Source organism: Actinospica sp. (assembly GCF_035552695.1).
Classification (GTDB): domain Bacteria; phylum Actinomycetota; class Actinomycetes; order Streptomycetales; family Catenulisporaceae; genus Actinospica.
This window is the reverse complement of sequence record NZ_DASZKT010000268.1, coordinates 1-13,961: the sequence shown is the minus strand read 5'-3', so window position 1 is coordinate 13,961 and position 13,961 is coordinate 1. Positions and strand designations below refer to the sequence as shown.

Genomic DNA, 13,961 nt, shown 5'->3' with positions numbered 1-13,961 from the left:
GGTCGAGATCACAGGCATGAACGACTCGAGGTAGGCGGAAATCCGGAGCGCGGAGGCGGCGAACAGCGGCCTCCGCGCTCCGGGTAATGCCGTTGGCCGCCGAAGACGAGGCGCGGTATCAGATCTGCGCCCGGCCTCCGTCGACGAACAGTTCGATGCCTGTGATGAAGCTCGAGTCGCCAGAGGCCAGGAACAATGCTGCTTTGGCGACTTCGTCGGGCTCGCCCATGCGACCCATCGGAATGGTGGAGGCGATCTTCTCGATGGCGTCTCGGGGTTGCTCGGCCACCAGCGCGGTGGTGATCGGGCCTGGGCTGAGGACGTTGGCACGGATACGACGGTCCGCGAGTTCGGCGGTCCATCCGCGTACGAAGTTGCGGATGGCGGCCTTGCTCGCGCCGTAGACCGCGAACGCGGGGGTTCCCTTGGCGCTCGCGACGGAGCCGGTCAGGATGATGGAGCCGCCGGCGTTCAGCAGCGGCAGGGCCTTCTGTACTGTGAAGAGCGCCCCCTTCACGTTGACGTTGAAGATCTTGTCGAAGTGCTCTTCCGATACTGCTTCGAGCGGAGCCATTTCCGCCAGGCCAGCGTTGGCGAAGACGATGTCGATCGGCCCGTGTGCCGCGACGGTCTCGTAGAGCCGGTCGAGATCAGCCAGATCGGCGAAGTCTCCTTGAACGCCGAAGACATGGTGACCGATCTCCTTCACGGCGTCGTCGAGCCGGCTCCGGTCCCGCCCCGTGATGAAGACGTACGCGCCCTCCGCGACGAAGAGTCTGGCCGTGGCGAGTCCGATCCCGGTCGTACCTCCGGTGATGACCGCCACTTTGCCCTGCAACCTTCCCATGCTCATCACTCCCGATCGCGGTGGCTCAGCTGAACGCGACCGTTGTGTCGAGCAAGCGCGCGACGTGCGCGGCGAACAGGTCAGGGTACTGGAACAGCGCGCCGTGGCCGGAGTCCGGATAGATGATGAGCTGGGCGTTGGGGATGTGTTGGGCGAGGGTGTGGGAGTTGACCGTCGGCACCATGATGTCGCGCTTTCCGTTGACCACCAGGGTCGGCTGGGTGATCGTCGCCAGGTCGGCGAAGGGGACGCCGTGTGCTTGCTTCCAGTCGGTGATCGCCGCCACCTGGGCCAGCATCGTCTGCTTGGAGGTCGGTGGGTCGACGTCGACGGTGCGCTGGTGGCGGCGCTCCCAGGGTGCGGTAGCCGAGATCGGCGGGCCGGTCCGCGTGGCGACGCCGGCTCAGGTCGAGCTCACTGCCCTGGATGCGGCCGGCGCGGCGGTCGCCGGGAATCGCACCGGTGACCTGACCTCGGTCTCAGCGGGCCGCGAATAGCCGACGATCCAGAACTGGCGAAAGACGTGATCATGGCACTGCTCAAGGGCAAGACGGCGATCATCACCGGCGGTTCGACAGGCATCGGGTTGGCCGCCGCCAAACGGTTCGTCGAGGAGGGCGCGTACGTCTTCATCAACGGCCAGAGTCAGACCGAACTCGATGCGGCGATAAGGGAAATCGGCGGCAACGTCACCGGCGTGCAGGGCGACGGCAGTAAGCCAGGGGATCGCGACCGGCTCTACACCGCGGTGGCCGACGCCGGCCGAGGCCTGGACGTCGTGTCCGCCAACGCCGCGGCCATCGGCGTCGCACGGATCGGCGAAGTCACACAAGAGCACCTGCGAAGGGCGCTGCCGTTGCTGAACGAGGGCGGATCAATCATCCTGAACTCGTCGGACCCGAATACCAAATGCACTGACGGTATCGGCGTGTACCACGCGGCCCTTGCGGTGCTTCGATCATTAGCCCCCACCTGGGCAAGCGTTCTGTTGGACCGCAATATTCGCGTCGGCGTGGTCAGTCCTGACGCCACCGAGACGCCCGGCATTAACACACTCGCTGACGTGCCGGACCCCGGTCCCTACTTCGCCACGGCTGAAGAGGTCGCGAACGCGGCGGTTTCGCTTGCCTCGGACCGGACCTGAGCAGCTGAACCAATGCGGCTACCGCCAGCCGAGGGCCGGGGCGACGTGTTTGAGGACGTTCTCGACGACGTGCGCGTTGTAGTCGACGCCGAGCTGGTTCGGGACGGTGAGCAGGAGTGTGTCGGCGGCCGCGATCGCCTCATCCCGACCGAGCTGCTCGACGAGCTTGTCCGGCTCGGCGGCGTAGCTGCGGCCGAAGACGGCCTGGGTCCGCTGGTCGATGTAGCCCACCTGATCCTCGTCGTCGCCGCGGCCGCCGAAGTAGGTCCGGTCCTGGGCGTCGACGAGCGGAAAGATACTGCGGCTCACGCTGACGCGAGGTTCCCGCTGCCAGCCGGCCGCCTTCCAGGCGTCCTTGAAGGCCCGAATATGCTCGGCCTGCGTAACGTGGAAGGGTGTCCCCGCGCCGGCGGCCGAGTCGTTGGCGACCAGCGTCGAGCTCTGCAGATTCATGCCCTGCCCGGCCGCCCACTCGGCGGTCTCGCGGGAGGCGGCGCCCCACCAGATGCGGTCGCGCAGCCCCGCGGAGTGGGGCTCGACGCGCAGCAGGCCTGGCGGGTTGGGGAACATCGGGCGCGGGTTCGGCTCGGCGAAACCCTCGCCGTTCAGGACCTCGAGGAAGGCCCGGGCATGCTCGCGGGCCATGTCGGCGTCGTCTTCGCCCTCCGAGGGCTCGTAGCCGAAGTACCGCCAGCCGTCGATGACCTGCTCGGGAGATCCCCGGCTGATGCCCAGCTGGAGCCGCTGACCCGCGATGAGGTCGGCCGCACCGGCGTCCTCGGCCATATAGAGCGGATTCTCGTAGCGCATGTCGATGACGGCGGTGCCGATCTCGATCCGCGAGGTGCGCGCGCCGATCGCCGCCAGCAGCGGGAACGGCGAGCTGAGCTGGTTCGCGAAGTGGTGCACTCGGAAGTAGGCACCGTCCGCGCCCAGCTCCTCGACGGCCACCGCGAGCTCGACCGACTGCAGCAGGCTGTCCGAGGCCGAGCGCACCCGCGACCCCGGCGAGTCCGACCAGTGCCCGAATGAGAGGAAACCGATGTGCTTCACGGACCGGACAACGCCGACGTCAGCCGCGGAATTCCTCAGCCGGTTGATCGAAGCCGAGCGCGCGGCCCGGCTCAGCTCAGTTCTGAAACCTGGGCCGCGCCGAGCGCCGAGCTGAATACCTCGACCTTCTTGATCGCGCCCTTGAGCCAGTCGGTTTCCTGGCCGTTGTACTGGGCACGGCCGATGGCCAGGTCGCCGGGGGCGGCGAACGGGGTCGGATCGGTCGCAGTGCCCTGCGCTATGCCATTCACGTAAAGGTACTTGTTCGACGGTTCGCGCCGAGGAGATCATTTGATCGGCCGGTTACGTCCACATCTTGTTTTACGGACTGCCCGACACGGCGTCAGGAACGCGGACCGGGAAACGAGACTCCGGTCAGCTCTTCCGAGACCGTCCACAGGCGGCGCTGGAGGGCCGAGTCGTGCGACTGCCCGACAGACTCCACCCGCGCCGGGTGGCCCTTGATCCCGCGGAACCCGTTCGGGCCGTAGTACTCGCCGCCCCGCACGCCCGGGTCGGTCGCCGCCCGCAGCGTGGGAAGCGAGCCCCGGTCCGGGCTCTGCGCGATCAGCGGGCCGATCGCCGTGACGAGCGTGCGCGCGATCGCGGGTGAGTTGCGCATCAGTTCGGTGGCCGCGATGCCGGGGTGGGCGGCGACGGCGATGGTCGAGTCCTGACCCGTCAGCCGACGCTGGAGTTCGTAGGTGAACAGCAGGTTGGCCAGCTTCGACTGGCCGTAGGCGCCCACCCGGGTGTAGGCCCGCCGTTCCCACTGCAGATCGTCGAAGTCGATTCCGGCGCGGATGCGGTGAGCGATGCTGCTGACGGTCACCACCCGGGAGCCGGCGACCGGCAGCATCCGCTCCAGCAGCAGCCCGGTGAGCGCGAAGTGGCCGAGGTGGTTGGTCCCGAACTGCAGCTCGAACCCGTCGCGGGTGGTGCCCTTCGGCGTGTACATCACACCGGCGTTGTTGATCAGCAGGTCGATCCTGGGGCGACTGGCCCGCAGTTCGTCCGCCGCGGCGCGGACGGAGTCGAGCGAGGTGAGGTCGAGGCGCTGCACGGTGACGTCGGCCCCGGGAGCTGACGCGGCGATCCGGGCGGCTGCCCGCTTGCCCTTCTCCGTGTCCCGCACCGCGAGCACGACCGCCGCACCGCGCTCCGCGAGCACCCGGGCGGTCTCGAATCCGATACCGGTGTTGGCACCGGTGACCACGGCCACGCGGCCATGCTGACCGGGCACGTCATCGGCAGTCCAGTTGGCAGTCCGCTTGTCATTCATGATTCCTCCAGGGGAACGGCCGGGTCGCGGGCGACCGCCAAAGCGTAAAAGACCTACGGTCTATTACCGCCGAACATAAGATACCGCCGGTCTGCTGTCAAGAGACCTGCGGTCTGTAATATGTCGGACATGACGTTCCAACGCGCGCGCAGCGCCGAGCAGCGGGAGATCCGAAGGCAGGCGATTCTCGACACCGCGGCAGCGATGCTCCTCGAGATGCCGGTCGCCGAGCTCAGTCTCAACGCGCTGAGCCGCCGCGTGGGGCTGGCCAAGTCCAACGTGCTGCGCTACTTCGAGTCCCGCGAGGCGGTCCTGCTGGAACTGCTGGACCGGGCCACGAAGCAGTGGCTGGACGACCTGCCCGGGCGACTGGACGCCGTCATCCAACAGGGCGCCTCCGCCCGGGAGCGCGGCGACCGGCTCGCCGCCGCCGTCGCCGGCTCCCTCACACGCCGCCACGTCCTGTGCGATCTGATCAGCGCCCAGGCCAGCGTCCTGGAACACAACGTCTCCGTACCGGTCGCCACCCGCTACAAGCGCGCGACTCTCGACACCATCACCGCCATGGCGGCACTGCTCCGCCGCCACGTACCGGAAGTCGGCGACGAGGCGTTCACCCTTTGCGGCGCGATCATCGCGGTGACCAGCGCGGTGTGGCCGCTCACCCGGCCGTCACCGAGCGTGCTCGCCGCCTACGAGGCCGACCCCGCGCTTGCCGTACTCCGGTTCGAGTTCACCGCAACCATGGAATATGCGGTCGCGACCCTCATCGCGGGAAGCATCGCACGCGCACCGTCCGGCGACGACGTCGGCTGAACCAGAAGGCTGATCACTTCGGCTGCGTGGCGAACACATGTCGCGGAATCTCGCCTATCTTCTAGCCCATGGACAGCATGCCGCGCGAGATCACCGCCAGCAACGACGCCAACCCGCTGCTTGAACTCTCCCTCGACCGATTGCGGCTGCGTTCGAGCATGAAGTGGCGCACCTACCCGGAAGACGTCCTGCCGCTGTGGGTGGCCGAGATGGACGTCCTCCTCGCCGAACCGGTCGCGCAGGCGATTCTGGACGCGGTCGCGCTCGGAGACACCGGCTACCCGACCGGGACCGCGTACGCCGAGGCACTCGCCACGTTCGCCCGCGAGCGGTGGGACTGGGACGGGCTGGCCGTGGAGCGCACCGCGATCGTGCCCGATGTGATGCTGGGCATCGTCGAGATGTTGAAGCTGGTCTCGGGACCCGGGGACCCGGTCGTCGTGAACTGCCCGGTCTACCCACCGTTTTATCAGTTCATGAGGAGCATGGGCCGACCCATCCTGGAAGCGCCGTTGGGCAAGGAGGGACGGATCGACTTCGCCGCGCTGGAGCACGCGTTCGGGAGCGCCTCAACTGGTGGGCGCCGAGGTGTGTACCTGCTGTGCAGTCCGCACAACCCGACCGGCACCGTGCACACGGCCGCGGAACTCGGCGACGTGGCCACGTTGGCGCGTGCCTACAACGTGCGGGTGGTGGTCGACGAGATACACGCCCCGATCCTGGCGCGCGACGCGGCATTCGTGCCGTACCTGAGCGTGCCCGGCGCGCAGGCCGGCCTGTCGTTGATGTCGGCGTCCAAAGCGTGGAACCTGGCGGGGCTCAAGGCCGCGCTCGCCATCGCGGGCCCCGAAGCGGCCGGCGACCTCGCGCGCCTTCCCGAAGAGGTCAGCCACGGCCCCAGCCACATGGGCGTCATCGCCCACACCGCTGCGCTGCGCGACGGCGGTGGCTGGCTCGACGCGCTGCTGGGCGGCCTGGACGCCAATCGTCGGCTGTTGGCCGAACTGCTGGCCGAGCACATGCCCGGTGTGCGCTACGAGCCAGCACAGGCTACCTACCTGGCCTGGCTCGACTGCCGAGGGCTCGGCCTGGGCGACGACCCGGCGGCCGTCTTCCTGGAACGAGGAAGAGTGGCTGTGAACCCCGGCTTGGACTTCGGAACCGGTGGCGCCGGCTTCGTACGCGTGAACCTGGCAACCTCGCCGGATCTGATCACTGAGGCAGTTCGGCGAATGGCCAGCGTGCTCGCCTGACCTGCGGGCGTCGGTTCCGCGGCTTCCTCGCCTCCCGCCGCGCCAAGATCACCCCCGAACAGGCCGGCCTGCCCGTCTACGGCGGAAACCGCCGGGTGACCGGCTTGCGCCGCCAGGAGGTCGCGCTGGCCGGAGTCAGCGCCGACTACTACATCAAGCCTCTGAGATCTGCCGTGCCACCGCGACGTCCTGCTCGCTGAGGCCGCCGAAGGCGTCAGTGAACAGCTTCACGCTCACGCCCCTCGGGCCGCAGGTCGACGTCCGGATGATGTTTCGCGGCGGCGGCGACTTCGCCGATCGCGCGGACGAGCTCGACGCCGACGGCGAACGATCCGGTCCGGAAGTAGGCGCAGGCCCATCCTCCGCCGAAGATCGTTCGCCAATCCTCGACGCCCCCCGCGTCGCGGAACTGCTTCGCTGAGATCCGATCAGTCATGGCGCGGCCCTAGTCGGCACCACAGACACATTCGGGACTACCACTGCGCAGGGTGGATGAACGCTGCCGCGGGTCGGCTCAGCCACTGGGTGACGCGCATGGCGAGCTCCATGTCGGCGAGCCGCGCGGTGCGCAGGTTGGTCAGCCGACTCGGCGTGCAGCCGAGCTCGTCGGCGAGTTTGGCCCAGGTGAGATCCTCGCGCTGCCGCTGATCGTTGAGCGCGGCGTGAAGTTCGCTCAGGTCCCATCGCAGTCTGCTGTCCGGGCCGACTTGCGGGAGCCGAGTGTCGCCGACGGCACGGACCGGGTCGATCAGGAATTCCTCCGGTGCTCGCCCGAGCCAGCGAAGCATGAACAGTACGTACTGACATGAGGCAGCCCCGCGCCCTCGTAGCCGCGAAATCGCACCCCCGCACAGGCAATGATCATTCGGTCGTCTCACATTGAGTTCAACCGACTGGTCCCAGAGGTCGTCGGCGAACTCGTACCAGTTCAGTCCGCGCGAACGCCGTTCGGCGTCGAAGGCATCGACGAACCCGTCGAAGTCGAACACGGCGTGAGTGGACATACCCCTACGGTACGAGAATTCACCGGGCACCGCTTCAGTTCCCGTGCGCCACGGGCAAGCTGGTGATCGCGGCGCTGACCTGTTCGGGGTTGGAGATGAAGGAGAGATGGCGGGCGCCGGGGATGATGGTGGGCGGTGGGGCGCCGATCCGCTTCGCGGTGTCGTAGGGGGCGGATTGCGGGAAGACCCCGTCGTCCGCGCCGAACACCACTGCCTTGGGCATCCGGAGCCCTGCGAGTTCGGCGATGCGCGCGGCCGGGAGGCCGACGATCGACAGTTCCTGCCAGAGTGCGTCTTGCGCGCCGGCGACTTGCAGGGGCCTGCGCCACTGGTCCACACCCGCGGCGTCGAGGGAGGGGCAGCCGGGGCCGCAGTTGTCGTCGTAGATCTGACGGATCAGCCAATCCTGGCGGATGGCGAGCCGCAGGAGCGTCGTGCGATACGGGTTGATGAGGATGGACTCGAGCCACTGCGCTCCCGACCCGGCTCCGGTGTTGAGGCCGTCTCCGTCCAGGAACACCAAGCCGGAGGCGCGGCTGGGGTCGTCGAGTACGGCCGCCGCGATGACCGCCGCGCCGGTGGAGTGGCCGACCAGAACCGGGGCCTGAAGGTGCAGTGCGTCCAGAAAGCCCAGGAGCTGCTTCGCCTGGTGGTCGGCGTCGTACGGTCCTTGGCGCTGGCTGTATCCCCAGCCGGTGAGGTCGAGTGCGTATACCCGGCGGTGGGCGGCGGCGAGTGCGCTGCCGAGCGGGTCGAAGGTATCCGCTGATTCGGCGAAGCCGTGAACCAGGACGACCGGTGGCCCGGTGCCGTCGGTGCCCCACTGCAGGTAGCGGGTGCGAATGCCGTCGGCGGTGACGAACTTCAGCCCGGCCGGTTCTGCGGCCGGCGTTGAGGTGGCCGCGTTGTAGATCAGGGAGGCGGAGGTGGCGAGCAGGCACAGCGTCAGGAGGGTCGCGAGCACTCTGCGGGGCCAGCGTCTGCGTTTGACGGGTGGGGCCGAGTCAGGAGTGGGGCTGATGTCTTGCGGGTCCGGCTCCTGGTGGTCCGACTGTTGCGGCTCCGCGCGTTCCCGCTCGGGATCCGAGAGGAGCGCTTGGGCTGGCGCGACAGGGTCTTCCAGTGGCGCGGAGGAGCCCCCATCATCGTCGTACATTGCACGGCCTCCGGGGGGCAACTGGATCTGACGTCGCTGCGCGATACGCGCATCGCACGCCGATGGTGTTCATGCGTCCATCCTCGGCATCGCGGCCTGTGCTGACGTCGGCCGTGGAGCGGCACTTTGGGGTACGCAGATTCGCGTAGAGCGTCTGCGGAGGAGGCTCATCGGCCCCGGCGACCATCAGTCCTCGGTGGTGTGTCACTCGTCGACGGTGAAGAACTCTGTGAGCTTCTCGTTCAACCGCTCCGGTCGCGTGAACGGGATCATGTGGTGGGAGACGTCGGGGAGCGTGTCGATGGTGACGTGTGGCAGGGCTCTGCTCGCGCGCTTGGCGACGGTGTCGATGTCGTGCACCCGGCTGCGCTCGGCGAGCAGGACGAGTACGGGCACGTCCAAGCCATGCAGGGCCGGTGCCTTCGGTCGACGCCCGGCGATGATCTTGCCGGTGGGGACATCGGCGCTGAGCCTTTGCAGGGCGAGCCAGTCCGGGTCGAGGTCGGCGCCGCGTGTCTCCCACTGCAGGTAGGTGTCGTTGCCCCGGGTTGGGCGCAGCATGCCGGGCAGGGCGTGCCACAGACAGGCCGGGGCGAATCCGGCGAAGCACTGGGTGGGGTCGAGCAGGGCTAGGCGGCGGACGCCGCCTCGGGGGGCGCGGATCGTGTGGGCCAGGGCCAACCAGGCGCCGAAGGAGTGACCGCAGATGTCGGCGTTCCGGATGTCGAGGTCGGTGAGCAGATCGGCGAGCCAGTTCAGCAGGTCCTGCCGGGTTCGCACCGGCTGGCCGGTGTTTCGGCTGCGGCCGGGGTCGCCGATCGCGTCGGGTGCGTAGACGCGGTGGGCGCGGGCGAGTGCGGTCGCGTTCGCGTACCAGGATGCGGAGTTGGAACGACCTCCGTGCAGCAGCACGAGCGGCGACGCGGAGCGGGGGCCGCAGGCGTTGACCCGGGTCGTGCCGAAGCGTGTGGGGACGTCGATGGCCTCCACCGCCACGTCCCAGCGCGCGATCAGCGTGTCGTAGGCCGCGTGGAAGGCGCCGAGGGTGACATCAGCGGACGGGGCGCCATCAGCGAACAAGGGGCCACCGGCGGACACGGCCGGTGGGGAGCCGGGACGGGTTCGTGCGCGCATGGGGGCTCTCCTCATCTATAGTGTCACTCGATGAGTAACTCGCTCATCGAGAGAATAGAGGGGTGGCGGATGCGGCGCAACGCACAGGCCGACGACGGGGAGCCGGATCCCGACCCCTCGGGAGGCACGACGGCCTCGCACCCGCGGATGCCGCTCGTGCACCTGCTGCGGTCGGTCGCCGTCGACCTCGACCTGCGGGCCGCCGCCTTCGCGGCCGAGCAGCACCTGCACCCGACTGATCTGCGTGCGCTGATCGCACTGCTCGACGCCGAGCGCGCGGGCGAATCGATGGCCCCGGGACGCCTCGGAGCACGGCTGCACCTCAACTCCCCGACCACCACGGCCGTGATCGACCGACTCGAAGCACTCGGCTTCCTGACCCGCGAACGCGACCCGCACGACCGCCGCAGGGTGCTGCTCGTGGTCAGCCGGGAAGCCAAGATCCTCGGCTGGGACTTCTTCGGGCCGCTGATCACGCGGATACTCGCCGTCATGGACGGATTCGAGCCAGCCGATCTCGACGCCTACGAACGCGTCCTACGCGCCATCGCACAGTCGCTGCACGCAAACTGAGACATTGTCGGTGGCTATGCCGCGCAGTGTTCAGAGTGTGGAATCAAGCGGATGGGACACATGGGAGGGAAGATCGCTTACCGGGCGATCACACAGGTATCGGAGGCACCGACCATGGCCAAGAGCATGAGCGTGAAATGGGCCCCGGCCCCGGCGGAGCACGACTATCCGGCGGCGGCGTCATATCTGCGCTTGACGGCTGCTCCGGGTCTGGTGGACGCCATCACCAAGCTGCTGACGCAGGCGCCCACGGTCCAGCAGCGAGCGAAGGACATCCTGCGCGCGTCTCGGCTGCGGCTGCTCCCCGCGGACGACCCCGAGGTCGCCAAGGACATCAAGAAGATCACCGAAGGCAAGGAGCTCTCCCCGATCCTGCTCGTTCGCGGAGACCTCGGCCGGGACCGGGCGCTGCAGATCGCCGACGGGTATCACCGGGTGTGCGCCAGCTACCACGTCAGTGAGAACACCGAGATCCCGTGCCGACTCGTCGACGTGCCCGCTCTCGCCGAATAGCGCCGTGATGCGCCGCGAGGAGGAGCGATGACCAGCGACGAGCGCGAGCCTGACTCCCCCGAAGATGTCGTGCGTGTCCGGTACGGGGCGCGGATCGCCGCGGTGCTCGAGCGCGAGCCGGTGTGGGCCCGCGACTTCGATGATCTCGCCTACGAGGGACGGCGTCTGTTCGGCGAGTTGTTCGGGACTTTTCTGCTTGTCCTGGCGGGCGCCGGGGCCGCGGTCCTGGAGACGGCCACGCACGGTCAGATCGGCCGGGCCGCCTCGGTCACGGCTCCCGCGCTGACCGTGCTCGCCGTGATCCTGTTCATGGGCGCCGTCAGCGGCGCTCACCTCAACCCCATCGTCAGCGTCGCCTTCGCGCTGCGTGGCGACTTCGCCTGGCGCCGGGTCCCCGCGTACATCGCCGCCCAGTGCGTCGGTGCGGCGTTGGCAGCCTTGGTCCTGAAGGCCGCGTTCGGGGACGTCGCGTATCTGGGCGCGACCGTGCCGGGGCCCGGTTTCACCGCGACTCAGGCCTTTGTCATCGAGGCGCTCTTGAGCCTAGGACTCGTCAGCACGATCCTGGGTACGGCCTCGAGCGCGCAGAACATCGGGCCGCTGTCCGCGGTCGGCGTCGGCGCGTACATCGCGCAGGCCGGGCTGTGGGCCGGCCCGGTCAGCGGCGCCTCGATGAACCCGGCTCGGTCCTTGGGACCCGCGCTGGTCAGTGCCCACTGGCACGACTTTTGGATCTATCTCACCGCGCCGACGGTCGGCGCGCTCGTCGCCGTCGCCGCCGCCTACATTCTGCGCGGACCCGGCGGAGGGCCCAGCGGATCCCGGGCCGCCCAGGGCACGCTGCGACCCCCCAGCGTCGAACATCGCTGAGCTCACGCGTTCTCCCCACGCGGCTCGGGCTGGAAAATGGTTCCATGGAGAGTGTCGATTTCGCCGGGGGCCGCTCGTGTAGAGGGTGAGCCGGGCCGCGTGAGGGCGGTCCGCGGATGAATGGAGCACAGATCATGCGGTCGATCACGGCGACGATGTCGGTCACCCTCGACGGAGTCGTCCAGGGCCTGGGGCGCCCGGACGAGGACACCCGCGGCGGATTCACCCGAGGAGGCTGGGGCAGGCGGTACAACGACCAGGTCATGGGCGAGGAGATGGGCAAGAGCATGGCCAAGCCCGGCGACATGCTCTTCGGCCACCGGACCTGGCAGGACTTCATCACGGCGTGGGCCGGCGCGACCGACGGCAACCCGTTCACCACGCACATGAACGCGGCCACGAAGTACGTCGTGTCCAGGACCCTCGAGGACGCCGACGCGTGGCAGAACTCGATCCTGCTGAGCGGGGAGGCCGCCGAGACGGTGGCCGACCTCAAGGCCCGGCCCGGCAACGACCTGTCGATCATCGGCAGCACCTCGCTGATCCACAGCCTGCACGCCGCCGGCCTGATCGACCACTACCAACTGCTGATCCACCCGCTGACCCTGGGCGGCGGCACGCGCCTGTTCGAAGGCACCGCGCCGCTGACCGAGTTCGAGCTCACCGACTCCGTCACCACTACCAAGGGCGTGATCATCGCCCGCTACACCCGCCGATGAGGGACGAACCGTGCCGCAGTACCTGCTCTCGATCTACCAGCCGAACGGCGCGCCGCCCGATGCGGAAACTCTGGCCCGGATCACCGGTGACCTGCACCGACTGAACGAGGAGCTGCGCGAGAGCGGCTCGTGGGTGTTCACCGGCGGCCTGCACGCGCCCAGCACCGCGACGGTCGTGCGGGCCGACGGCATGATCACCGACGGTCCGTACGTCGAGGGCAAGGAGTGCATCGGCGGCATCTGGGTGATCACCGCGCCCGACCTGGACGCGGCGCTCTCCTGGGGCCGCAAGGCGGCCGCCGCCACGACGCTGCCGATCGAGGTCCGCCCGTTCCAGGACGTCGAGCCGTTTTGAGCCCCGCCCCGATGACGCCGCAGCAGATCGCGGCCGTCTTCCGCGCCGAGTACGGCAGAGCCGTCGCCGTACTCGTGCGCGGGCTCGGCGACATCGACCTGGCCGAGGACGCGGTCGCCGACGCCTTCGCGACCGCGCTGGTCAAGTGGCGCGACGGCGCCCCGCCCAGCCCGGCCGGCTGGATCATCACCACCGCCCGCAACCGGGCCGTCGACCACCTGCGCCGCGAAGCCGTCCGCGCGCACAAGCACGCCGAGGCCGCGTTCGTCAGCGCCCCGGCAGCCGAACCCGCCGAGGAGCGCGCCGTGCCCGACGACCGGCTGCGGCTCGTGTTCACCTGCTGCCACCCGGCCCTGGCCCGCCCCGCCCAGGTGGCGCTCACCCTACGCCTGCTCGGCGGGCTGAGCACGGCCGAGATCGCGCACGCCTTCTTCGTGCCCGAAGCCACGATGGCGCAGCGGCTCGTGCGGGCGAAGGCGAAGATCCGCGACGCGCACATCCCCTACCGGGTGCCGTACGAGGCCGATCTGCCCGAACGCCTCGACGCGGTGCTCGCGGTGCTCTACCTGATCTTCAACGAGGGCTACGTCGCGACCTTCGGCGCCGAGCTCGCCCGCGGCGAACTGTGCGTCGAAGCGGTCAGACTCGCCCGCCTGCTGGTCGAGCTGATGCCCGACGAGCCGGAGGCCGCGGGGCTGCTCGGGCTGATGCTGCTGACCGAGGCGCGCCGCGCCGCGCGCACCGACGCCGAGGGCGCCCTGGTGCGGCTCGCCGACCAGGACCGCTCCCGGTGGGACGCCGACCTGATCGCCCAGGGCAGGGCGATCGTCCGCGGCTGCCTGCGCCGCGACCAGCCCGGCCGCTTCCAGTTGCTCGCCGCGATAAACGCCGTGCACACCGACCCGGTCACCGACTGGACGCAGATCCTCGCGCTCTACGACCAACTCGCGCGGCTCGACCCCGGTCCGGTGGTCACGCTCAACCGAGCGGTCGCCGTCGCCGAGATCGAGGGCCCGGCGACGGCGCTGCGGCTGGTCGACGACCTGGACCTCGGAAGCTTCCACCTGTTCCACGCGATCCGCGGCGACCTGCTCGCCCGGCTCGGGCGGACCGGCGAGGCCCGGCAGGCCTTCGACGCCGCGGCCCGGCTCACCGGCAACCAGGCGGAACACGCCTACCTGCTCGCCCGGCGCGACGAGCTCGGCGGGGCGATCGGGTGACCGCCCGGGCCGCTGTGCGTGA

At 69.2% G+C, this 13,961-nt stretch carries 18 protein-coding genes and 2 pseudogenes; 12 read left to right on the top strand and 8 right to left on the bottom strand.

What is annotated here, in order from left to right; genetic code table 11:
* Nucleotides 1-118: 118 nt before the first annotated feature.
* Nucleotides 119-847: a glucose 1-dehydrogenase gene (locus VG296_RS30515; protein WP_325571965.1), complete on the bottom strand. Its 729-nt coding sequence runs from the start codon at nt 845-847 to the stop codon at nt 119-121.
* A 25-nt stretch (nt 848-872) separates the two neighbouring features.
* Nucleotides 873-1,133, bottom strand: coding sequence for an alpha/beta hydrolase (locus tag VG296_RS30510; protein WP_325571964.1), 261 nt, complete (start codon nt 1,131-1,133; stop codon nt 873-875).
* Between VG296_RS30510 and VG296_RS30505 the strand changes: the two genes are divergently transcribed.
* Nucleotides 1,120-1,344: a hypothetical protein gene (locus tag VG296_RS30505; RefSeq protein WP_325571963.1), complete on the top strand. Its 225-nt coding sequence runs from the start codon at nt 1,120-1,122 to the stop codon at nt 1,342-1,344. The two genes, VG296_RS30510 and VG296_RS30505, sit on opposite strands and share 14 nt — an antisense overlap.
* A gap of 32 nt (nt 1,345-1,376) precedes the next feature.
* Nucleotides 1,377-1,991, top strand: a complete 615-nt coding sequence (locus tag VG296_RS30500) for an SDR family NAD(P)-dependent oxidoreductase (protein WP_325571962.1) — start codon at nt 1,377-1,379, stop codon at nt 1,989-1,991.
* An 18-nt stretch (nt 1,992-2,009) separates the two neighbouring features.
* Here the strand turns inward: VG296_RS30500 and VG296_RS30495 are convergent, their stop codons facing one another.
* The 3 genes and pseudogenes from VG296_RS30495 to VG296_RS30485 form a co-directional block, all read right to left on the bottom strand.
* Complete coding sequence (locus VG296_RS30495) at nt 2,010-3,044, bottom strand: LLM class flavin-dependent oxidoreductase (protein WP_325571961.1); 1,035 nt, start codon at nt 3,042-3,044, stop codon at nt 2,010-2,012.
* A gap of 71 nt (nt 3,045-3,115) precedes the next feature.
* Nucleotides 3,116-3,298: pseudogene (locus tag VG296_RS30490) on the bottom strand (LamG-like jellyroll fold domain-containing protein); the annotation flags it as partial.
* A gap of 89 nt (nt 3,299-3,387) precedes the next feature.
* Entirely contained in the window at nt 3,388-4,326 is a 939-nt protein-coding gene (locus tag VG296_RS30485; protein WP_325571959.1) for an SDR family NAD(P)-dependent oxidoreductase, read from the bottom strand.
* A gap of 129 nt (nt 4,327-4,455) precedes the next feature.
* Here VG296_RS30485 and VG296_RS30480 point away from each other — a divergent pair, with 129 nt between their 5' ends.
* From VG296_RS30480 to VG296_RS30470, 4 genes and pseudogenes are all read left to right on the top strand, one after another.
* A complete protein-coding gene (locus VG296_RS30480) occupies nt 4,456-5,142 on the top strand; it encodes a TetR/AcrR family transcriptional regulator (protein ID WP_325571958.1) in 687 nt (228 codons plus the stop codon).
* 68 nt (nt 5,143-5,210) lie between these two features.
* Complete coding sequence (locus VG296_RS30475) at nt 5,211-6,395, top strand: MalY/PatB family protein (protein ID WP_325571957.1); 1,185 nt, start codon at nt 5,211-5,213, stop codon at nt 6,393-6,395.
* Nucleotides 6,392-6,553 (top strand): annotated as a pseudogene (locus VG296_RS33090) (transcriptional regulator); the annotation flags it as partial. The gene VG296_RS30475 and the pseudogene VG296_RS33090, both read left to right, overlap by 4 nt.
* A 59-nt stretch (nt 6,554-6,612) precedes the next feature.
* On the top strand, nt 6,613-6,816 hold the full coding sequence (locus VG296_RS30470; RefSeq protein WP_325571956.1) for a hypothetical protein: 204 nt from the start codon (nt 6,613-6,615) through the stop codon (nt 6,814-6,816).
* 52 nt (nt 6,817-6,868) lie between these two features.
* Here VG296_RS30470 and VG296_RS30465 read toward each other — a convergent pair whose 3' ends face one another.
* The 3 genes from VG296_RS30465 to VG296_RS30455 form a co-directional block, all read right to left on the bottom strand.
* On the bottom strand, nt 6,869-7,384 hold the full coding sequence (locus VG296_RS30465) for a hypothetical protein (protein ID WP_325571955.1): 516 nt from the start codon (nt 7,382-7,384) through the stop codon (nt 6,869-6,871).
* Between the two features lie 49 nt (nt 7,385-7,433).
* Nucleotides 7,434-8,363, bottom strand: a complete 930-nt coding sequence (locus VG296_RS30460) for an alpha/beta hydrolase (RefSeq protein WP_325571954.1) — start codon at nt 8,361-8,363, stop codon at nt 7,434-7,436.
* A gap of 396 nt (nt 8,364-8,759) precedes the next feature.
* Entirely contained in the window at nt 8,760-9,689 is a 930-nt protein-coding gene (locus tag VG296_RS30455) for an alpha/beta hydrolase (RefSeq protein WP_325571953.1), read from the bottom strand.
* 69 nt (nt 9,690-9,758) lie between these two features.
* Between VG296_RS30455 and VG296_RS30450 the strand changes: the two genes are divergently transcribed.
* The 6 genes from VG296_RS30450 to VG296_RS30425 all read left to right on the top strand — a co-directional run bounded on the left by VG296_RS30450 (nt 9,759) and on the right by VG296_RS30425 (nt 13,939).
* Nucleotides 9,759-10,262, top strand: a complete 504-nt coding sequence (locus tag VG296_RS30450; protein WP_325571952.1) for a MarR family winged helix-turn-helix transcriptional regulator — start codon at nt 9,759-9,761, stop codon at nt 10,260-10,262.
* Between the two features lie 114 nt (nt 10,263-10,376).
* Complete coding sequence (locus VG296_RS30445; RefSeq protein ID WP_325571951.1) at nt 10,377-10,775, top strand: hypothetical protein; 399 nt, start codon at nt 10,377-10,379, stop codon at nt 10,773-10,775.
* A gap of 27 nt (nt 10,776-10,802) precedes the next feature.
* A complete protein-coding gene (locus VG296_RS30440; RefSeq protein ID WP_325571950.1) occupies nt 10,803-11,645 on the top strand; it encodes an MIP/aquaporin family protein in 843 nt (280 codons plus the stop codon).
* Nucleotides 11,646-11,779: 134 nt separating this feature from the next.
* The gene (locus VG296_RS30435; protein WP_325571949.1) at nt 11,780-12,364 is read left to right on the top strand and encodes a dihydrofolate reductase family protein; all 585 of its coding nucleotides are present in this window, start codon (nt 11,780-11,782) and stop codon (nt 12,362-12,364) included.
* A 10-nt stretch (nt 12,365-12,374) separates the two neighbouring features.
* Complete coding sequence (locus VG296_RS30430) at nt 12,375-12,719, top strand: YciI family protein (protein ID WP_325571948.1); 345 nt, start codon at nt 12,375-12,377, stop codon at nt 12,717-12,719.
* Between the two features lie 11 nt (nt 12,720-12,730).
* On the top strand, nt 12,731-13,939 hold the full coding sequence (locus VG296_RS30425) for an RNA polymerase sigma factor (RefSeq protein WP_325571947.1): 1,209 nt from the start codon (nt 12,731-12,733) through the stop codon (nt 13,937-13,939).
* Nucleotides 13,940-13,961 lie beyond the last annotated feature (22 nt).